This window comes from Streptomyces sp. NPDC001219 (assembly GCF_053597915.1).
Genome location: NZ_JBSFJF010000107.1, coordinates 1 through 19,432 on the forward strand (window position 1 = coordinate 1; position 19,432 = coordinate 19,432).

Here is a 19,432-nt window from a genome sequence, read left to right on the forward strand (position 1 = left end):
GCGATCGCAAGGCGGAGGGTCGCCCCGATACTGGGTGTATCGGGGCGAACCCGACAACGCAGCGAGCGTGCGTGCCAGACGCCGCGGGGCAGGCGGGAGTTTGACGACAGGTCCTAGACCCAGCCGTCCAGGCCCGCCATGAAGCCGTCGAAGTCGTCACGGTGGATGGTGTGGCCGGTGCCGGGCACCGTCCGTACCTCGAAGCCCCGCTCGGTCAGCTCGGCGGCCGCCTGCTCGGAGAAGAGGAACCCCTCCCCCGCGAACTGCACCAGGGACGGCACGACCGGCTTCTCGGGCGTGTGGTCGTGCAGGTGGACGGCGGACAGCGCGAGGGCGGTGCCGGTGTCCCAGTCCGCGACGGTGGCCAGTTCGAGGTCGACGTCGGCGTCGCTCCAGCGTGGGTTGAAGGTCCGCACCATCGCCCGGTCGGCGCTCTTGAACGCGACGAACAGGGCCGGGTCGACGGGCTGTCCGAGCCTGGCGAACGACCACGCCGGATCGCTGTACACCGCCCGCCGGGGCTGCAACCGCTCCACCGCCCGGGACAGCGCCAGCGCGCCGAGGGAGTGCCCGAGGACGACCTCGGGCGCGGCGGGCAGGGTCTCCACGAGGTCCTCGGCGAACAGCTCAGCGCCGTACTCGCCACGCGGGCTGCGGCCGTGGCCGCGCAGATCGACGGCGAGCACCCGGTAGCCCCGGGCGGCGAGCGCCGGACCGACCCGGTACCAGGTGCGGTGATCGGACATCATGCCGTGGACCAGCACCGCGACCCGTTCACCGGTGCCCCATTCGTGGGTGTGCAGCTGCATGCCTGCCTCTCCTCGGTTCCCCGTGCGCGCCGGCTCCCGGGGGCCGGTCACGCACCCGGCCCGACGTTACACGTGCCGACGGAGAGCGCCGGTGCGCCGCCACAGCTCCTCGCGCGGCGGCGTGCGCCTCGTCCCGTGGCGGCGCACCGCCTCCGTCCGGCCCCTGCCCGTCGCGGGGCCGGCGCTCACAGCCAGTCCTTCTCGGGGGTGGCCGCGGCGAGGATGTCCCGTGCGCCGGTGCGGAGCGGGGCGCCGTGCGGGACGCACACCGTGTCGAGGTCGTCGAGGGCGGCGAGCCGCCGGAAGGAGGCGATGGCCTCGTCGCGTGCCACGTTGAAGGGGCCGAGGACCGCCCGGGTGCCGTCGGGCGAGGTGCCGATGAGGTCGCCGGGGAAGAGCAGCCGGCTCTCCGGGAGGTGGAGGGCGATCCCGCCGGGGGTGTGCCGGGGACGTGCAGCACCCGCACCGGCTCCGGCCAGCCGTCGAGGCTGTCCCCGTCGTGGAGTTCGGTGTCGACCTCGACGGGGCGCAGCGGCGGGAGTCCGGCGGCCGCGAAATCGGCCATGATCCCTTCGTGCAGCGCCTGCTCCGCGGGGGTGAACACCGGCACGGGTGCGGGTACGGCGGTGCCGCGGATGCAGGGGGCCTCCAGGGCGCCGGCCAGTACGCGGGCGCCGGTGGCGGCGACCAGGTCGGCGGCGGAGCCCATGTGGTCGGGGTGGGAGTGGGTGAGCACGATCTGCCGCAGCTGGTCCGGCCGGCCGCCGAGCCGGGCCAGTGCGCCGAGGACGGCGGGGGCCGAGCCGGGGACGCCGGTGTCGACCGCGGCGTAGCCGTCGTCGGGGAGGGCGACGAGGTACACGTGCCCGACGGGGAAGGGGAGTTGCCAGACGGTGGGGGTGATCGCGGTGAGTGCGTCCATGGCCCGGACGCTAGCCGGACCGGTCCGGCGGCCGCCTGAGTTGCGCCGTCGGCGGATCGCGCGGGCAGCGGAAGCACCCCGGTACACACGAGGGCCGGAAGGCGGCCGGAACCTGTCTTGCCTTTGGTGCGTCTCATCGCCGAACCAAGGAGGCATGTCATGCGAGGATCCCACCTCTCCCGCACCCGTACGCTCACCGCCGTGCTCACGCTGGCGGTGTCCGGCGCCGTCGTCCTCACCGGCTGCGGCCAGAAGCAGCAGACCGTGGGCAGCGCGCCGCCGCCGAAGAAGCCGGACGCCTTCGAGCAGCGGGCGGACCAGATCGTGCGGCACTGGCCGAAGGTCTCCCCGGTGTCCGGGCGCCAGCAGGCGATACTGCCGCTGGCCGACGCGGAGCGCCCCGGGAAGAAGGACGTACGGGAGATCACCGTCACCGTCGGGCACAGCGCCTGCGATGTCCGCTTCGGTGCCCGCAGCCACGAGTCGAAGGACCTGGTGGTGGTCACCGGCTGGGGCAAGCGGAAGAGCTCCAAGGGGATGTGCACCGAGCAGCTGGCCACCGACAAGGTGAAGGTGCGGCTCAAGAGCGCGCTGGGTGACCGCAAGGTCGTGGACGCGGCCACCGGCAAGGAACTCTTCAAGAACTGACGGCCGGTCCGACGTGGCGGTGGGCTCGCTCCGCGGGTCCGCCGCCGGGGGCGTTCCACGCCCTAGGCTCCTCGGCATGAGCCCTTCCACCGCCACCACCACCCACGTCGAACTGCCCGAGCTGCTGGAGTTCGTCCGCCCCCGTCACCGCGCGATCCTGCTCACCCGCCGCAACGACGGCACCCCGCAGGGCTCGCCGCTGACCTGCGGGGTGGACGACTCCGGGCGGCTGGTGATGGCGACGTATCCGGAGCGCGCCAAGGCCCGCAACGCCCGCCGGGTCGCTTCGGTCAGCGTCATCGTGCTGTCCGACGAGTGGAACGGCCCGTGGGTGCAGGTCGACGGCGAGGCGGAGGTCATCGACACCCCGGACGCCATCGAGCCGCTCGTCGAGTACTACCGCAACATCGCCGGTGAGCACCCGGACTGGGACCAGTACCGGGAGGCGATGCGCAAGCAGGGCAAGTCGCTGATCCGGGTGACGCCGCTGCGCTGGGGGCCGGTCGCGACCGGCGGATTCCCGGCCCGGCTCACCGAGGGCGGCTAGCCCGCACCGCGGCGCCCCGTACCGGCCGGGCCAGGCGTCAACGGGTGGTGCGGGTACCGCCGTTGACGTTCAGGACCTGGCCGGTGAGGTGCCGGGCCGCCGGGGACGCCAGGAAGGCCACCGTTCCCGCGATGTCGTCCGGGGACCCGGCGCGGCCCACCGCCGCGGCGGCCACCAGCCGGTCGCGGCGCTCGTCGGTGAGCCGGTCGCGGAAGAACTCGGTGTCGGCGATGTAGCCCGGCGCGACGACGTTGGCGGTGATGTCGCGGGGGCCGAGGGTCCGGGACAGTTCGGCGTTCCAGGAGGCGAGACCGGCCTTGGCCGCCCCGTAGGCGCCGGCGCCCTGGTCGGCGGCGATCGACCCGATGTGGACGACCGCGCCGCCGGCCGCCAGACGGCCGTCCAGGGCCCTGGTGGTCAGGACGGCGCTGACCAGGTTGGCGTCCAGGTTGGCGCGGAAGTCCCGGGCGTAGGAGGCCAGATCGGTGGCCTCCTCCCGGCCGAGGTCGGTGTTGCCGCCCGCGTTGTTGACCAGGACGTCGATCCGTTCGGGGAGCCGGGCGAGCAGCCCGGTGAGCGACGCCGGGTCGGTGTGGTCGCAGACCAGCGGGCGGACGGTGGGCCGGCCGGCCGCGGTCTCCTCCAGGGGTGCGGTCCGCCGGCCGGTGACCAGGACCTTGTCGCCCTGGTCGGCGAAGTGGTGGGCGACGGCGCGTCCGATGCCGGTTCCGCCGCCGGTGACCAGGATGGTGCGTGACATATGCTGAGCTCCGTCCATCACGTTCAGGTCTAAATTTAGAGCTGAACATAACATCGCCGGGAGGGCCCGTGGCAAGAGAACCCGAGGCACAGGACCACCACGGGCGGCACGCCCCGTACCCCGTGGAGGAGATCGCCGCCGCCTGGGAACGCGAGCGCCCCGGCACCCCGGTCTCCTCGATCGGGATCGTGACGCCCATCTGGCAGCTGGCGAAGCTGCTGGGCGACGACCGGCGGCGGGTGCTGGCCCGCGCCGGGATGGACCCGGCCACCCTCGACCTGCTCAGCGTGCTCCGCCGCAGCGGCCCGCCCTACACACTGACCACCCGTGAACTGGGCCGCCGCTCCATGGTCACCGCGGGCGCCGTCTCCCAGCGGGTGGCCCGCGCCGAGCGCGAGGGGCTGGTGACCCGCCGGCCCGGCGAGGGCCGCCCGCGGACGGTCCTGGTCGAGCTGACCCCGGCCGGCCACGAACGGGTCGAGGCCACCGTCGGCCAAGTACTGCACCGCGAGGCGGAGTTGATCGACGGCCTCACCCCCGCGCAGCAGGAGCAGCTCGCCGGTCTGCTGCGGATTCTGCTCCAGGACACCCAGCGCAAGCTCGGCGACGACCGGATCAGCCAGGTCGGCGAGGCCTGACGGGTACCACGCCCGCCGGTCAGCCGCGCGGCGCCGGGAGCGCCAGGGAGGGGAAGAGCGCCTCGTCGGGGAGCCCGAGCTGCGCCCGGAAGGCCGCCCGGCCCGCCGCGGTGACGGTGAGGATGCGGGTGGCGAGCGCCTTGACGACCCAGCCGCGCTCCAGGGAGTGCCGGTAGAGCGCGGCACCGACCGCACCGGAGAGATGCTGGCGGCGCACCGTCCAGTCGAGGCAGGTGCGGACATGGGCCCGGTGGGCGGCCGGCGGCACGGCGTCGGGGACGCCGAGCCCGGCGAGCCAGTCGGCGCCTGCCGCGGTCAGCACCAGCCCGTAGTCCCGCGCCAGCAGGCCGCGTTCGGTCATCGACTCGGCGATGGCGACCCCCAGGGCACCGGCGATGTGGTCGTAGCAGGTCCGGGCGTGGTGCAGCGCCCGGCGCTGGTTGGCCTCGGCCAGGGAGCGGATCGGGACCTGGCGGTAGGGGGCGAGGCCGGCGAGGTTCTCCAGGGTCTCGGCGGTATCCGGCCCGGCCAGCCGTACGTAGCGCCGCCGCCCCTGGCGCTCCTCGGCGAGCAGTCCGCCGGCGACCAGGAGGTTGAGGTGTTCGGTGGTGGTGGACGGCGCCACCGCGGCGTACTCGGCCAGTTCGCCCGCGGTCCAGGTGCCGCCGTCGAGCAGGGCCATACAGATCGCGGCACGGGTACGGTCCGCGAGCAGCGCCGCGAGGGCGGCCAGATCGGGGGTCTCCGCGACGCTTTCCTGATCGGCGTCCCATCGTTTCATGTACACAGAGTAACCTCTGATAACATTTCGGTGAGCACCGAATCAACCGGCTTCTATCCTCGGCACCATGAAAGGCGCGCTGGAGAAAAGCAGTTCGGTCGCCCCGGCGCTGCTGTCCACCGAGAACGACGACGGGACATTCGTGCTGGTCGAGCTGCGCATCCGGTGGGAGCTCGGACCGGTCGTCAGCGTCTGGCTGCCGACCCGCGGCCGGACCGCGCGCAACCTCGCGGTCCGCCCGGACGTGGTCTTCAATCTGCCGCCGGACGGGACGCGGACCGAGGAGGGGGCGGGTGCCCCGCCGTCCGCGGACGCGCCGTGGACGGAGCCGTCCGAGCTGGTGCGACCGCCCCGACTGGTGCACTGTCCGGTGCAGTTGGAGGCGCGGCGGGTCGGCGAGCGGACGGTCACCGACGGCGCGTGGACGCAGATCGAGGCGCAGGTGCTGCGGGTGCACGCCGATCCGCGGTGGGTGCTGCCGCCCGGCGGCCGGCGGACCGACCTGGGGGCCTGGCATCCGCCGGTGCACGACTTCCGGCCGCCGGGCACTCCCCCGCCGCGGCCCGTACCGGCGTCCGCTCGGGAGACGGCACGGCAGTTGGAGCGGCGTTTCCCGGCCGCCCGCGGCGGTGCCTAGGCGCCGCACCCGGGGGTGAAGACGCCGCGGCGCCTGTCCTCCGGTCGGGGGAGGAGGCAGGCGCCGCGGTTGTTCCGCACGACGTTGTACGGGACATCGGGGGACGTCCGGTCACACGGTCAGTGCCCGGTCCGTCGGCTTGATGGGAGCCGGCAGGGCGCTGGCTCCGGTCAGGAAGCGGTCCACGCCCTTGGCGGCGGAACGGCCCTCGGCGATGGCCCACACGATCAGGGACTGGCCGCGCCCGGCGTCACCGGCGACGAACACACCGGGAACGTTGGTGGCGAAGTCGCCGTCACGGGCGACGTTGCCGCGCTGGTCGAGCTCCAGGCCGAACTGCTCGACCAGGCCGTTCTCCTGGTCGGTGCCGGTGAAGCCCATGGCGAGGGTGACCAGCTGGGCCGGGATCTTCCGCTCGGTGCCGGGCTTCGGCTCCGGGCGGCCGTCCTTGAACTCCACCTCGGTCAGGTGCAGCCACTGGACGTTGCCGTCCTCGTCGCCCTCGAAGTGGGTGGTGGAGACGGAGTAGACCCGCTCGCCGCCCTCCTCGTGCGCGGAGGTGACCTTGTAGAGCATCGGGAAGGTCGGCCAGGGCTGGTTGGCGTTCCGCTCCTCGCCCGGCTTGCCCATGATCTCCAGCTGGGTGACCGAGGCCGCGCCCTGGCGGTGGGCGGTGCCGACGCAGTCCGCGCCGGTGTCGCCGCCGCCGATGACGACCACGTGCTTGCCCTCGGCGCTGATCGGGGCGACCGTCAGGTCCCCCTCCTGCACCTTGTTGGCGAGCGGGAGGTACTCCATCGCGAAGTGGATGCCGTTCAGCTCACGGCCGGGCACCGGCAGATCGCGGGAGGTGGTGGAACCGGCGGCGATGACGACGGCGTCGTAGCGCTTGCGCAGCTTCTTGGCGTCGAGGTCGCGGCCGATCTCCACCTCGGTGCGGAACTTGGTGCCCTCCGCGCGCATCTGCTCGATGCGGCGGTTGATGTGGCGCTTCTCCATCTTGAACTCGGGGATGCCGTAGCGGAGGAGGCCGCCGATACGGTCCGCGCGCTCGTAGACGGCGACGGTATGGCCGGCCCGGGTCAGCTGCTGGGCGGCGGCCAGGCCCGCCGGGCCCGAGCCGATGACGGCGACGGTCTTGCCGGACAGGCGCTCGGGCGGCTGCGGGGTGACGTCCCCGTTGTCCCACGCCTTGTCGATGATGGAGACCTCGACGTTCTTGATGGTCACCGGCGGCTGGTTGATGCCCAGCACACAGGCGGCCTCACAGGGCGCGGGGCAGAGGCGACCGGTGAACTCCGGGAAGTTGTTGGTCGCGTGCAGCCGCTCGCTGGCCTCGGTCCAGTCCTCGCGGTAGGCGTAGTCGTTCCACTCGGGGATGAGGTTTCCGAGCGGGCAGCCGTTGTGGCAGAACGGGATACCGCAGTCCATGCAGCGCGACGCCTGCTTGCTGATGATCGGCAGCAGGGAGCCGGGCTGGTAGACCTCGTTCCAGTCCTTGACGCGCTCCTCGACGGGGCGGGTCTTGGCGATCTCGCGCTCGTGGTTCAGGAAGCCCTTGGGGTCAGCCATTGGTCGCCGCCTCCATCATCTTCTCGTGGGTCTCGGACTCGGAGAGTCCGGCCTGCTCAGCGGCGTCCTTGGCGACGAGCACTGCCTGGTAGGTGGGCGGGATGACCTTGGAAAAGCGCGCGGCCGCGGCATCCCAGTCGGCGAGGAGCTTCTCGGCCACGGTCGAGCCGGTCTCCTCCTGGTGGCGCTGCACGACGTCGTGCAGCCACTGCTTGTCGTCGTCGTTCAGCGGGTTGACCGCGTCGACGAGCTCCTTGTTGACGTTGGCCGGGTCGAGGTCGATGACGTAGGCGAAGCCGCCGGACATACCGGCCGCGAAGTTGCGGCCCGTCTCGCCCAGCACGACCGCGTTGCCGCCGGTCATGTACTCGCAGCCGTGGTCGCCGACGCCCTCGGAGACCACCGTGGCACCGGAGTTGCGGACGCAGAAGCGCTCGCCGACCCGGCCGCGGAGGTACAGCTCGCCGCCGGTTGCGCCGTAGGCGAGGGTGTTGCCGGCGATGGTGGAGTACTCGGCGAGGTGGTCGGCGCCGCGGTCCGGGCGGACGACGACCCGGCCGCCGGACAGGCCCTTGCCGACGTAGTCGTTGGCGTCGCCCTCCAGGCGCAGCGTGATGCCGCGCGGCAGGAACGCGCCGAAGGACTGGCCGGCCGAGCCGGTGAAGGTGATGTCGACGGTGTCGTCGGGCAGGCCCGCGCCGCCGAACTTCTTGGTGACCTCGTGGCCGAGCATGGTGCCGACGGTCCGGTTGATGTTCCGGATCGCGACCTGGGCCCGCACCGGCTGGGCGGCCTCGGCGGTGTCCGCGGACAGCGCGTCGGCGGAGAGCTTGATCAGCTCGTTGTCGAGCGCCTTCTCCAGGCCGTGGTCCTGCTCGATGACCTGGTGGCGGACGGCACCCTCGGGCAGCTCGGGGACGTGCAGCAGCGGGGCCAGGTCCAGGCCCTGCGCCTTCCAGTGGTCCACCGCGCGGGCGGTGTTCAGCAGCTCGGCGTGGCCGATGGCCTCGTCGAGGCTGCGGAAGCCCAGCTCGGCGAGGATCTCACGGACCTCCTCGGCGATGAACTGGAAGAAGTTGACGACGTACTCGGCCTTGCCGTTGAACCGCTCGCGCAGCGCCGGGTTCTGGGTGGCGATACCGACCGGGCAGGTGTCCAGGTGGCAGACGCGCATCATGACGCAGCCGGAGACGACCAGCGGGGCGGTCGCGAAGCCGTACTCCTCGGCGCCCAGCAGGGCGGCGATGACGACGTCGCGGCCGGTCTTGAGCTGGCCGTCGGTCTGCACCACGATGCGGTCGCGCAGGCCGTTGAGCAGCAGCGTCTGCTGGGTCTCGGCCAGGCCCAGCTCCCAGGGGCCGCCCGCGTGCTTGAGCGAGGTGAGCGGGGAGGCACCCGTACCGCCGTCGTGGCCGGAGATCAGGACCACGTCCGCGTGCGCCTTGGAGACACCCGCGGCGACCGTGCCGACGCCGACCTCGGAGACCAGCTTCACGTGGATGCGGGCCTGCGGGTTGGCGTTCTTGAGGTCGTGGATCAGCTGAGCCAGGTCCTCGATGGAGTAGATGTCGTGGTGCGGCGGCGGGGAGATCAGGCCGACGCCCGGGGTGGAGTGCCGGGTCTTGGCGACCCACGGGTAGACCTTGTGGCCGGGCAGCTGGCCGCCCTCGCCGGGCTTGGCGCCCTGGGCCATCTTGATCTGGATGTCGTCGGAGTTGACCAGGTACTCGCTCGTCACACCGAAGCGGCCGGAGGCGACCTGCTTGATGGAGGAGCGGCGCGCCGGGTCGTAGAGCCGCTCGGGGTCCTCGCCGCCCTCACCGGTGTTGGACTTGCCGCCCAGCTGGTTCATGGCGATGGCGAGGGTCTCGTGCGCCTCCTGGGAGATGGAGCCGTACGACATGGCGCCGGTGGAGAAGCGCTTGACGATCTCGGACGCCGGCTCGACCTCCTCGATCGGGATCGAGGGGCGGTCGGCGGCGAAGGAGAACAGGCCGCGCAGCGTCATCAGCCGCTCGGACTGCTCGTTCACCCGGTCCGTGTACTGCTTGAAGATGTCGTAGCGGCGCGAGCGGGTGGAGTGCTGGAGCCGGAAGACGGTGTCCGGGTCGAAGAGGTGCGGCTCGCCCTCGCGGCGCCACTGGTACTCGCCGCCGATGTCCAGCGCACGGTGCGTGGCGGCGATGCCGGAGGCCGGGTAGGCCTTGGCGTGCCGGGCTGCGACCTCCTTGGCGATGATGTCCAGGCCGGCGCCGCCGATCTTGGTGGCGGTGCCGTGGAAGTACTTCTCGACGAACGCCTCGTCCAGGCCGACGGCCTCGAAGACCTGCGCGCCGCGGTAGGAGGCGACGGTCGAGATGCCCATCTTGGACATGACCTTCAGGACGCCCTTGCCGAGCGCCTTGATGAGGTTCTTGATGGCGTCCTCGGCCTCGACACCGGGCAGGAAGGTGCCGGCCCGGACCAGGTCCTCGACCGACTCCATGGCCAGGTACGGGTTGACGGCCGCGGCACCGAAGCCGATGAGCAGCGCGACATGGTGCACCTCGCGCACATCGCCGGCCTCGACGAGCAGACCGACCTGGGTGCGCTCCTTGGTGCCGATGAGGTGGTGGTGGACCGCGGCGGTGAGCAGCAGCGACGGGATCGGCGCGTGCTCGGCGTCGGAGTGGCGGTCGGAGAGCACGATCAGCCGGGCGCCGTCGTCGATGGCGGCGTCGGCCTCGGCGCAGATCTCCTCGATCCGGGCGGCCAGCGACTCGCCGCCGCCGGAGACCCGGTAGAGGCCGGAGAGGGTCACGGCCTTCATGCCGGGCATGTCGCCGTCGGCGTTGATGTGGACGAGCTTGGCCAGCTCGTCGTTGTCGATGACCGGGAACGGCAGGGTCACGCTGCGGCAGGAGGCCGCGGTGGGCTCCAGGAGGTTGCCCTGGGGGCCGAGCGAGGAGATCAGCGAGGTGACCAGCTCCTCGCGGATGGCGTCCAGCGGCGGGTTGGTGACCTGCGCGAAGAGCTGGGTGAAGTAGTCGAAGAGCAGCCGGGGGCGCTCGGAGAGCGCGGCGATCGGCGAGTCGGTGCCCATCGAGCCGATCGGCTCGGCGCCGGCCTTGGCCATCGGGGCGAGGATGACCCGCAGCTCCTCCTCGGTGTAGCCGAAGGTCTGCTGGCGGCGGGTGACCGAGGCGTGGGTGTGCACGATGTGCTCCCGCTCGGGCAGGTCCGCTAGCTCGATCAGACCGGAGTCCAGCCACTCCTGGTAGGGCTGCTCGGCGGCGAGCTGCGCCTTGATCTCGTCGTCCTCGATGATGCGGCCCTCGGCGGTGTCCACCAGGAACATCCGGCCGGGCTGCAGGCGGCCCTTGCGGACGACCTTGGCGGGGTCGATGTCCAGGACGCCGACCTCGGAGGAGAGCACGACCAGGCCGTCGTCGGTGACCCAGTAGCGGCCGGGGCGCAGACCGTTGCGGTCCAGGACCGCGCCGACCTGGACGCCGTCGGTGAAGGTGACACAGGCCGGGCCGTCCCAGGGCTCCATCATCGTGGAGTGGAACTGGTAGAAGGCGCGCCGGGCCGGGTCCATCGAGGGGGAGTTCTCCCACGCCTCGGGGACCATCATCAGCACGGAGTGCGGCAGCGAGCGGCCGCCGAGGTGGAGCAGCTCCAGGACCTCGTCGAAGGACGCGGAGTCGGAGGCGTCCGGGGTGCAGACCGGGAACAGCCGCTCCAGGTTCTCGGCGTTCTCCTTGCCGAAGAGCTTGGTGGCCAGCTGCGACTCCCGCGCCCGCATCCAGTTGCGGTTGCCCTTGACCGTGTTGATCTCGCCGTTGTGCGCGACGAAGCGGTACGGGTGGGCCAGCGGCCAGCTCGGGAAGGTGTTGGTGGAGAACCGCGAGTGGACCAGCGCGACGGCGGTGGCGAAGCGGCGGTCGGAGAGGTCCGGGAAGAAGGGCTCCAGCTGGCCGGTGGTCAGCATGCCCTTGTAGACGATCGTCCGGGCGGACAGCGAGGGGAAGTAGACCCCGGCCTCCCGCTCGGCGCGCTTGCGCAGCGCGAAGGCCTTGCGGTCCAGCGCCAGACCGGTGTTCTTGCCGTCGCCGACGAAGAGCTGGGAGAAGGCCGGCATGGTGGCGCGCGCGCCGTTGCCCAGCAGCTGCGGGGCGACCGGGACGACGCGCCAGCCGATGACGTCCAGGCCCTCCTCGGCGGCGATCGTCTCGATGCGCGAGACGGCCTCGGCCGCTTCCTGGGCCTCGGACGGGAGGAAGGCGATGCCGACGGCGTAGGCGCCGGCGTCGGGGAGCTCGAAGGTGACGTTCTCGCGAAGGAACGCGTCCGGCACCTGGAGCAGGATGCCGGCGCCGTCGCCCGAGTCGGGCTCGGAGCCGGTGGCACCGCGGTGCTCCAGATTCGTCAGGACGGTGAGCGCCTGCTCGACCAGTGCGTGGCTGGCCTCGCCGGTGAGGGTGGCCACGAAGCCGACGCCACAGGCGTCGTGCTCATTGCGGGGGTCGTACATCCCCTGCTGGGCGGGGCGGCCGTCCATGGGCGACCAGGCGGCGGCGTCGCTGCTGCTGGTGGTCGCGGAGTGCGTGGACGCGAAACGCATCGGCTCTCCCAACGTCGTAGTGGCAATCGGGGTACCTCCCGGGCCTTCGAGGCCCGGGGGAATTGCCGAGGGACGACGTTGGCCCTCCGCGAAATTTCGTGCAGGTTACAGGATGACTCCCTTCTCAAAAAGCGAAAAGGGGCTTCCAACATGCGGACACCGCACCTGCGGTGAAGTCAGTACGCGGACGGATACGGGGCCGTCCAGCAAGGCGGCGTTCGGCGAGCGACATTGCCCGCGACGCCTGAGCCTTATGCCCGGCCGTCAACAAACCGAAACCGCTGGGTAACGCTGTAATTATGCAGTCACCCGTATGACACGTCAGCCTACGACGGTTCCGAACAGTGCTCCCAGGACGTACGTCACACCCGCCGCGGCGCCGCCGAGGGCGAGCTGCCGCAGCCCGCTGAACCACCAGGAGCGCGCCGTCACCCGCGCCACGACCGCCCCGCAGACGAACAGTCCGGCCAGGGCGAGCAGCACCGCGGGCCAGATCGCGGAGGCCCCCAGCAGGTACGGCAGCACCGGCAGCAGCGCACCCAGCGCGAACGAGCCGAAGGAGGAGACCGCGGCGACAGCGGGCGACGGAAGGTCGGACGGGTCGATGCCCAGCTCCTCGCGCGCGTGGATCTCCAGGGCCTGCTCCGGGTCCCTGGAGAGCTGCTCGGCGACCTGCCGGGCGAGCCCCGGCTCGACCCCGCGGGACTCGTAGAGCGCCGCCAGCTCCTCCAGCTCGTCCTTCGGGTGCTTGCGCAGCTCGGCGCGCTCGATGTCCAGCTCGGCCTCCACCAGCTCACGCTGCGAGGCGACCGAGGTGTACTCCCCCGCCGCCATCGAGAAGGCGCCGGCCGCCAGACCCGCGAGGCCGGTGATGACGATCGCCTGCTGCGAGAGCGCACCGCCGGCGGCGCCCGTCATCAGGGCGACGTTCGAGACCAGCCCGTCCATCGCGCCGAAGACGGCGGGGCGCAGCCAGCCGCCGTTCACATCGCGGTGGGTGTGGTTGTCACGGTGGGCCACATGCGTCGGCGCCGCGGCATCCATGATCTCCATGACGGACATATCGGTACCTACTCCCTGCGAGCGAGGTGTGGGCCGATGGCGGCGCTTCCCCCTCCAACGCTTCGACGCTATGCGGGAATTACCCTCCGCCGCTAGCAAGGAAGGCCGAACTTACCGCGCTGACCTGCGGCTTTTCCGCGCGGCCGGGGATGAGATCCGGGTCACACGGGCGCGCGGGGCCGCTCGGACGCGGCGCTCCGGGGCCGTCCGGGCGAGTCGACCGGGTGACCCTGCCGCCCGGGACAGGAGAGCCGGGCCGTCGCGTGGCACGGATACAGCGCAGCGGTCCGCCGCCGGGCGGTGCCCCCGCGTCCCCGGCGGCGGTCCGGCCCGTACGACAGAACGGCACGCACATGAGCGCAGCGCACCCGCCGTCCGCGGTTCCGGCCGGGTCCGGGGCGGGCGGCGCCCTCCGCGACCGGACCCGCGGCGCGCTGCCCGCGCCCGCCGTCGGTGCCCCCTCCCCCACCGTGGAAGGACTCACCCGCCCATGACCTACGCAAGCGAGCAGACCCCGGCCACGGCGCACGCCCCCGAGGCGCAGGCCACCCGGATACTGCCGGTCACCCCCGTCACCGCGGTCGCGAAGCCGTCGTCCGCGCCTCCGGTGCCGTCCCCCGCGCCGGTCCCGCCGTCCCTGGAGGACCGGGCGGTCGGCGCCCTGGTGGGTGCCGCGGTCGGCGACGCGCTCGGCGGGGCGGTGGAGGGCCGGACGCCGGAGGAGATCGTGCGGCGGCACGGCGGCCGCGTCGAGGGCGTCGTCGGCCCGTTCCACGACGACTGGCGCACCGCCCGCCCGCTCGCGCCGTACCACAAGGGCGACGGCCACGTCACCGACGACACCCTGATGACCCATGCGCTGGTGCGGGTCTACGAGGCGGTGCGCGATCACCTCGACGCCTATGACATCGCCGACCACCTGGTGCCGGATCTGATCGGCACCCCGCGCTGGATTCCGGAGCTGGAGGCCGAGGCGCTGCCGGTGCAGCGGATCTTCCTGGCCGAGAAGTGGATCGTGGCGCGGCTGCACTACGGGCACGCCGACCCGCGCGAGGCGGGCGTCGGCAACATCGTCAACGGTGGTGCGGCGATGTACATGGCGCCGGTCGGCATCGTCAACGCCGGCAACCCGGACCGGGCCTACGCGGAGGCGCTGGACATCGCCGGGGCCCACCAGTCCTCGTACGGGCGGGAGGCGGCGGGGGTGTTCGCCGCCGCGGTGGCCGCCGCGTTCGTCCCGGACGCCACCCCGTCCTCGGTCGTCGTGCAGGCGCTGCGGCTGGCCAAGGACGGCACCCGGGCCGCGATCGAGGCGGTCTGCGAGGCGGCGTCCGCGGTGTCCGGCCCCGAGGAGGCGCTGCTCCCGCTGCGTGCGGCCGTCGCCCCCTTCGACACCGTGGGCCCGGACTACCGCAACCCGTCGCTGGGCGCCCGGCGGCCCTCCCGGCTGCACGCCGTCGAGGAACTCCCCATCGCCCTGGGCATGCTGCTGATCGGCGGCGGCGACTACCGGACCACGGTCCTCGGCTCGGTCAACTACGGCCGCGACTGCGACGCGATCGCCGCGATGAGCGGCGCGCTGGTCGGCGCCCTGCGCGGCGCGGCGGCGGTGCCGGCCGAGTGGAGCGCGGAGGTCGCCCGCGCCAGCCGCCTCGATCTGCAGGCGCCCGGGGCCGCGCTGGCCACCGTCGCCCGCGAGATCTTCACCCGCGACCGGGCCCGCGCCCGCACCCATGAGCAGGCCTTCACCGCGATCTCGGCCATCCCCGCGATGACGGAGACGGGCGAACGGTGACGCCCACGGCGGTGGCCGCCCGGCCGCCGGGGCCAGACAGCACAGCGCCGGGCGGACCCGGTATCTCGGGTCCGCCCGGCGCATACGGCGGCCGGTGGCCGCCTCAGAGCTTCTTGGTGCTTCCGCTGCCGGCGGGCTTGGCGTCCGCGTCCGGTGCGCCCTCGGCGTCGGCGTCGGCCTCGGCCTTCTGCTCGCCGGGCTCGTCCGCCGCGGTCTCCGCGGCACCGTCGGCGCCGGACTCCGCCGTGCCGTCGTCAGCCGTGGCCTTCGCCTCGGGCTTCTCCGCCGGGGCCTCGTCCTTCGCGGCACCGTCGTCCGCGCCGTCCTCGCCCTCCACGGGCTGTGCGCCCGGTTCGACGACCGCTTCCCGGCCGGGTGCCTTCTTGGCGGAGATCACGAAGTAGACGACCGCGAGCACCAGGATGATCAGCGCGGTCCAGACGTTCAGCCGCAGGCCCAGGATGTGGTGCGCCTCGTCGACCCGCATGTACTCGATCCAGGCGCGGCCCGCGCAGTAGGCGGCGACGTACAGCGCGAAGGCCCGCCCGTGGCCGAGCTTGAAGCGCTTGTCGGCCCAGATCACCAGCGCCGCGACGCCGATGCACCAGAGGCACTCGTAGAGGAAGGTCGGGTGGTAGGTGCCGCCGATGCGGCCGATGGACGGGTCGGAGCTGATCTCCAGCGCCCACGGCACATCGGTCGGCTTGCCGTACAGCTCCTGGTTGAACCAGTTGCCCCAACGGCCGATCGCCTGCCCGAGGGCCAGGCCGGGCGCCAGCGCGTCGGCGTACGCGGGGAGCGGGATACCGCGCCGGCGGCAGCCGATCCAGGCGCCGACCGCGCCGAGGGCCACCGCGCCCCAGATACCGAGGCCGCCCTCCCACACCTTGAAGGCGTCGAGCGGGTGGCCGTTCGGCCCGAAGTACGGCTCGTACGTCGTGATGACGTGGTAGAGACGGCCGCCGACCAGCCCGAAGGGCACGGCCCATACGGCGATGTCGGCGACGGTTCCGGAGCGGCCACCGCGCTGCACCCAGCGCTTGTTGCCGAGCCAGACACCGACGAAGACGCCGATGATGATGCAGAACGCGTAGCCGCGCAGCGGGATCGGGCCGAGATGTACGACACCGACCGACGGGCTGGGAATGAATGCGAGGTCCATGGCAGGGACGACGCTACCGCGCCGGGCGGGGTCGGCGGCAACCCGGCCCGGCTACGGCTGCGTAACGACCCCGTCCCCGCGCCGTGACGCTGTGTGTCCGGCGCGGCCGCGGCGCCCATGGACCCCGCCCCTCTAGGACGAGGGCCCGGCTCCCGGGCCGGTCAGGCCCGCCGGGGGTGCGGCGTTCCGGCCCGTCGGCTCGGCCTGGGGTGTGGCGCTCCTGCCGTTGTGGTGCCGGCCCTGGGACGACGGGCCCGTGTGCGGTGCCGTGCTCTTCTTCCCGGGCTGCCCGGCCTTGTTGGCGTCCAGCACCATCTTCTTGAGGTCCGCGGGGGTCAGCCGGCCGCCCTTCTCCTTGGAGAGGTCCTTGCCGTTGAGCAGGACGGTGGGGGTGCCGCGGAATCCGGAGCCGGCGAAGGCGTCGCTGGACTTCTGCACGAAGCGGTTGTAGGTGCCGTCGTTGACGCACTTGGTGAAGGCGGGGGTCACCAACCCCTTGACCTTGCCCGCGAGTTGGAGGAGGTACTGCTTGTTCGCGAACTTGTCCTGCGGCTCGGGCGGCTGGTGGGAGTAGAGGACGTCGTGGTAGGCGCGGAACTTCCCGGCGTCCTGCGCGCACAGGGCGGCGTTGGCGGCGTTGCGGGAGCCCTGGCCGCCGGCGTTGCCGTCGATGATGGTCACGAGGTGGTACTCGCTCCGGAGCCGGCCGGCGTCCTCCAGCTCATGGATGACCGGGCGGAAGCCGGTCTCGAACTGCTGGCAGGCCGGGCAGCGGAAGTCCTCCCACACCGTGAGTGTGGAGGGCGCGTCGGCCGCGCCGACCGGGACGGCGGGCTTGGCACCGTCGCTGGCCTTCTTGGGGACGGCGACCTCGTTGTCGTTGGCGGCGGGTTCCTCGGAGGACGACGACGCCCAGACGGCGATGCCGCCGGCCACCGCCAGCACCGCCACCACGGCGCCCGCGACGATCGCCTGACGGCCGCGCCGGGCGCGCGCCCTCTCCCTCGCCCGCTCTTCCTGGAGTCGCTCGCGGGCGGATTTCTTACCCTCTTGATTCTTCTGGCTCACGCCCCCGCACAACGAGGCGGAGGGGTGCCGCCGCACCCCTCCGCACCGATGTTCGCCCTATCGAGGGACAGCGACCGGACTTCCGTCTCTCCCGCCCGGCCGCGCGCTGCGCCCCCTAGGAGCGCTTGCGGACGCCCTCGGCCAGCTCGCCTGCCAGGGCGCGGACCCCGGCGAGACCGGCCGCCAGGTCGCCGTCCGCCGACAGCAGCAGCTTGACGAACGCCGAGCCGACGATCACCCCGTCCGCGAACCGGGCCACCTCGGCGGCCTGTTCGGCGTTGGAGACCCCGAGGCCGACGCAGACCGGCAGCTCGGTGGTCGCCTTGGTGCGCCCCACGAGGTCCTGCGCCTGCTCGCCCACCGACTCACGGGTGCCCGTGACGCCCATCAGCGAGGCGGCGTACACGAAGCCGGAGCCGGCCGCCGTGATCTCGGCGAGCCGGGCGTCCTTGCTGCTGGGGGCGACGACGAAGACGGTGGCGAGACCGTGCTTGTCGGCGTGCTCCCGCCAGGTCGCGGACTCCTGGACGGGCAGGTCGGGCAGGATGCAGCCCGCGCCGCCCGCCTCGGCCAGCTCGGCGGTGAAGCGCGCGATGCCGTAGCGGTCGATCGGGTTCCAGTAGGTCATGACGAGGACGGGCTTGCCGGTGGCCGCGTGGGCCTCGCGCACGGTCCGCAGGACGTCGGCGATCTTGACCCCGCCCCGCAGGGCGATGTCGTCGGCGGTCTGGATGACGGGGCCGTCGAGGACCGGGTCGCTGTGCGGCAGCCCGATCTCCACGACGTCCGCGCCGCCGTCGAAGACCGCCTTGGCCGCCTCGATGCCGCCGTCGACGGTCGGGAACCCGGCCGGCAGGTAGGCGACGAGCGCGGACCGGCCCTCGGCCTTCGCCGCGGCGAGGGTGTCGCTCAACAGCTGGATGTTGCCGCTCACTTGGCGTCTCCCTCGATCTCCGCGCCGGCGGCGTCGGTGTCCGCCTCGACGGCGGCGTCGGTGTCGTACAGGCCGAAGTAGCGGGCGGCGGTGTCCATGTCCTTGTCGCCGCGCCCGGACAGGTTGACGACGATCAGGCCGTCGGTGCCCAGCTCCCTGCCGAGTTCCAGGGCGCCGGCGAGGGCGTGGGCGCTCTCGATGGCCGGGATGATGCCCTCGGTCCGCGAGAGCAGGCGCAGCGCCTGCATCGCGGCGTCGTCGGTGACGGCGCGGTACTCGCCGCGGCCGCTGTCCTTGAGGTAGGCGTGCTCGGGACCGATGCCCGGGTAGTCGAGACCGGCGGAGATGGAGTACGGCTCGGTGATCTGGCCCTCCTCGTCCTGGAGGACGTAGCTCCGCGACCCGTGCAGGATGCCCGGCTCACCCGCGCTGAGCGTGGCCGCGTGCTCGCCGGTCTCGATGCCGTGGCCCGCGGGCTCGCAGCCGATCAGCCGTACGCCGGTGTCCGGGATGAAGGCGTGGAACAGGCCGATGGCGTTGGAGCCGCCGCCGACGCAGGCGACCGCGGCGTCCGGCAGCCGGCCGGTCCGCTCCAGGATCTGGCGGCGTGCCTCGACGCCGATGACGCGGTGGAAGTCGCGCACCATCGCGGGGAAGGGGTGCGGTCCTGCGACGGTCCCGAACAGGTAGTGGGTGCGGTCGACGTTGGCGACCCAGTCGCGGAAGGCCTCGTTGATGGCGTCCTTGAGGGTGCGGCTGCCGGACTTCACGGCGATGACCTCGGCGCCGAGCATCCGCATCCGGGCGACGTTGAGGGCCTGCCGCTGGGTGTCGATCTCACCCATGTAGATGGTGCAGTCGAGGCCGAACAGGGCGCAGGCGGTGGCGGTGGCGACGCCGTGCTGGCCCGCGCCGGTCTCGGCGATGACCCGGGTCTTGCCCATCCGCTTGGTGAGCAGCGCCTGGCCCAGCACATTGTTGATCTTGTGGGAGCCGGTGTGGTTCAGGTCCTCGCGCTTGAGGAACACCCGGGCACCACCGGCGTGTTCGGCGAACCGCGGCACCTCGGTCAGCGCGCTGGGGCGCCCGGTGTAGTGGACCAGCAGGTCGTCGAGTTCGGCCGCGAACGCGCAGTCGCCCTTGGCCTTCTCGTACTCCGCGGCGACCTCGTCGACCGCGGCGACCAGCGCCTCGGGGATGAACTTGCCGCCGAACGCACCGAAATAGCCTTCGGTGTTCGGCACCCGTCCCTCGGGATCGGGAAGGAAGAAATCGGAGGACATCAGTCGCACTCCTCGCCGGGGCCGTATGCCCCGGAAGTCCGGTTAATGGCGGGATGGGCAGGACGGTGTGCGGCGCGCGCGGAGCGGGCGGGCCGCCGCCACTGCGGAGTGGCAGGGGCGCCCGCGGAGGCCGGCCGGTGCCGTGGGGCCCGGCCTCGGCGCTCCCCCGCCCCCTCCCCCCTCTCCCCCTTCGGGGGAGGGGGCGGGG

General features: G+C 72.6%; 16 protein-coding genes and 1 pseudogene. 5 read left to right on the forward strand and 12 right to left on the reverse strand.

The genetic code is table 11. The features are described 5' to 3' along the window. Positions 1–113: 113 nt before the first annotated feature. The 3 genes and pseudogenes from ACWC9R_RS34945 to ACWC9R_RS34955 all read right to left on the reverse strand — a co-directional run. Entirely contained in the window at positions 114–809 is a 696-nt protein-coding gene (locus tag ACWC9R_RS34945; protein ID WP_450737682.1) for an alpha/beta fold hydrolase, read from the reverse strand. A 185-nt stretch (positions 810–994) separates the two neighbouring features. After that, positions 995–1,288 (reverse strand): MBL fold metallo-hydrolase, encoded by a 294-nt coding sequence (locus tag ACWC9R_RS34950; RefSeq protein ID WP_450737705.1) that lies wholly within the window; start codon positions 1,286–1,288, stop codon positions 995–997. A gap of 23 nt (positions 1,289–1,311) precedes the next feature. Then, positions 1,312–1,887, reverse strand: a pseudogene (locus tag ACWC9R_RS34955) (MBL fold metallo-hydrolase); the annotation flags it as partial. Positions 1,888–1,890: 3 nt separating this feature from the next. On the opposite strand from ACWC9R_RS34955, the gene ACWC9R_RS34960 reads away from it, so the two are divergent. Then, the gene (locus ACWC9R_RS34960; protein WP_450737684.1) at positions 1,891–2,379 is read left to right on the forward strand and encodes a hypothetical protein; all 489 of its coding nucleotides are present in this window, start codon (positions 1,891–1,893) and stop codon (positions 2,377–2,379) included. 76 nt (positions 2,380–2,455) lie between these two features. Further along, positions 2,456–2,926 carry a PPOX class F420-dependent oxidoreductase gene (locus ACWC9R_RS34965; protein WP_450737686.1) on the forward strand — a complete coding sequence of 157 codons (471 nt, stop codon included), beginning with the start codon at positions 2,456–2,458 and terminating at the stop codon, positions 2,924–2,926. 37 nt (positions 2,927–2,963) lie between these two features. On the opposite strand, the gene ACWC9R_RS34970 is transcribed toward ACWC9R_RS34965, so the two are convergent. Beyond that, positions 2,964–3,686, reverse strand: a complete 723-nt coding sequence (locus tag ACWC9R_RS34970) for an SDR family NAD(P)-dependent oxidoreductase (RefSeq protein WP_450737687.1) — start codon at positions 3,684–3,686, stop codon at positions 2,964–2,966. Between the two features lie 68 nt (positions 3,687–3,754). Between ACWC9R_RS34970 and ACWC9R_RS34975 the strand changes: the two genes are divergently transcribed. Beyond that, positions 3,755–4,324, forward strand: coding sequence for a MarR family winged helix-turn-helix transcriptional regulator (locus ACWC9R_RS34975; protein WP_450737689.1), 570 nt, complete (start codon positions 3,755–3,757; stop codon positions 4,322–4,324). Positions 4,325–4,343: 19 nt separating this feature from the next. Here the strand turns inward: ACWC9R_RS34975 and ACWC9R_RS34980 are convergent, their stop codons facing one another. Next, positions 4,344–5,105 (reverse strand): ArsR/SmtB family transcription factor, encoded by a 762-nt coding sequence (locus tag ACWC9R_RS34980; RefSeq protein ID WP_450737690.1) that lies wholly within the window; start codon positions 5,103–5,105, stop codon positions 4,344–4,346. Between the two features lie 67 nt (positions 5,106–5,172). On the opposite strand from ACWC9R_RS34980, the gene ACWC9R_RS34985 reads away from it, so the two are divergent. Further along, positions 5,173–5,742 carry a hypothetical protein gene (locus ACWC9R_RS34985; protein WP_450737692.1) on the forward strand — a complete coding sequence of 190 codons (570 nt, stop codon included), beginning with the start codon at positions 5,173–5,175 and terminating at the stop codon, positions 5,740–5,742. Between the two features lie 111 nt (positions 5,743–5,853). On the opposite strand, the gene ACWC9R_RS34990 is transcribed toward ACWC9R_RS34985, so the two are convergent. The 3 genes from ACWC9R_RS34990 to ACWC9R_RS35000 form a co-directional block, all read right to left on the reverse strand. Further along, positions 5,854–7,314, reverse strand: a complete 1,461-nt coding sequence (locus ACWC9R_RS34990) for a glutamate synthase subunit beta (protein ID WP_450737693.1) — start codon at positions 7,312–7,314, stop codon at positions 5,854–5,856. Further along, positions 7,307–11,920, reverse strand: coding sequence for a glutamate synthase large subunit (gltB, locus tag ACWC9R_RS34995; RefSeq protein ID WP_450737694.1), 4,614 nt, complete (start codon positions 11,918–11,920; stop codon positions 7,307–7,309). Before gltB ends, ACWC9R_RS34990 begins: the two co-directional genes overlap by 8 nt. A 321-nt stretch (positions 11,921–12,241) precedes the next feature. Beyond that, a complete protein-coding gene (locus ACWC9R_RS35000) occupies positions 12,242–12,973 on the reverse strand; it encodes a VIT1/CCC1 transporter family protein (protein ID WP_450737706.1) in 732 nt (243 codons plus the stop codon). A 499-nt stretch (positions 12,974–13,472) separates the two neighbouring features. Here ACWC9R_RS35000 and ACWC9R_RS35005 point away from each other — a divergent pair, with 499 nt between their 5' ends. Continuing rightward, positions 13,473–14,777: an ADP-ribosylglycohydrolase family protein gene (locus tag ACWC9R_RS35005; protein WP_450737696.1), complete on the forward strand. Its 1,305-nt coding sequence runs from the start codon at positions 13,473–13,475 to the stop codon at positions 14,775–14,777. Between the two features lie 103 nt (positions 14,778–14,880). Here ACWC9R_RS35005 and lgt read toward each other — a convergent pair whose 3' ends face one another. The 4 genes from lgt to trpB all read right to left on the reverse strand — a co-directional run bounded on the left by lgt (position 14,881) and on the right by trpB (position 19,224). Then, complete coding sequence (gene lgt / locus ACWC9R_RS35010; RefSeq protein WP_450737698.1) at positions 14,881–15,939, reverse strand: prolipoprotein diacylglyceryl transferase; 1,059 nt, start codon at positions 15,937–15,939, stop codon at positions 14,881–14,883. Positions 15,940–16,071: 132 nt separating this feature from the next. Continuing rightward, on the reverse strand, positions 16,072–17,007 hold the full coding sequence (locus ACWC9R_RS35015) for a DsbA family protein (protein ID WP_450737700.1): 936 nt from the start codon (positions 17,005–17,007) through the stop codon (positions 16,072–16,074). Positions 17,008–17,122: 115 nt separating this feature from the next. Continuing rightward, positions 17,123–17,941, reverse strand: coding sequence for a tryptophan synthase subunit alpha (gene trpA, locus ACWC9R_RS35020; RefSeq protein ID WP_450737702.1), 819 nt, complete (start codon positions 17,939–17,941; stop codon positions 17,123–17,125). Then, on the reverse strand, positions 17,938–19,224 hold the full coding sequence (trpB, locus tag ACWC9R_RS35025; RefSeq protein ID WP_450737703.1) for a tryptophan synthase subunit beta: 1,287 nt from the start codon (positions 19,222–19,224) through the stop codon (positions 17,938–17,940). The genes trpA and trpB overlap by 4 nt, the downstream gene beginning before the upstream one ends. Between the last annotated feature and the right edge of the window lie 208 nt (positions 19,225–19,432).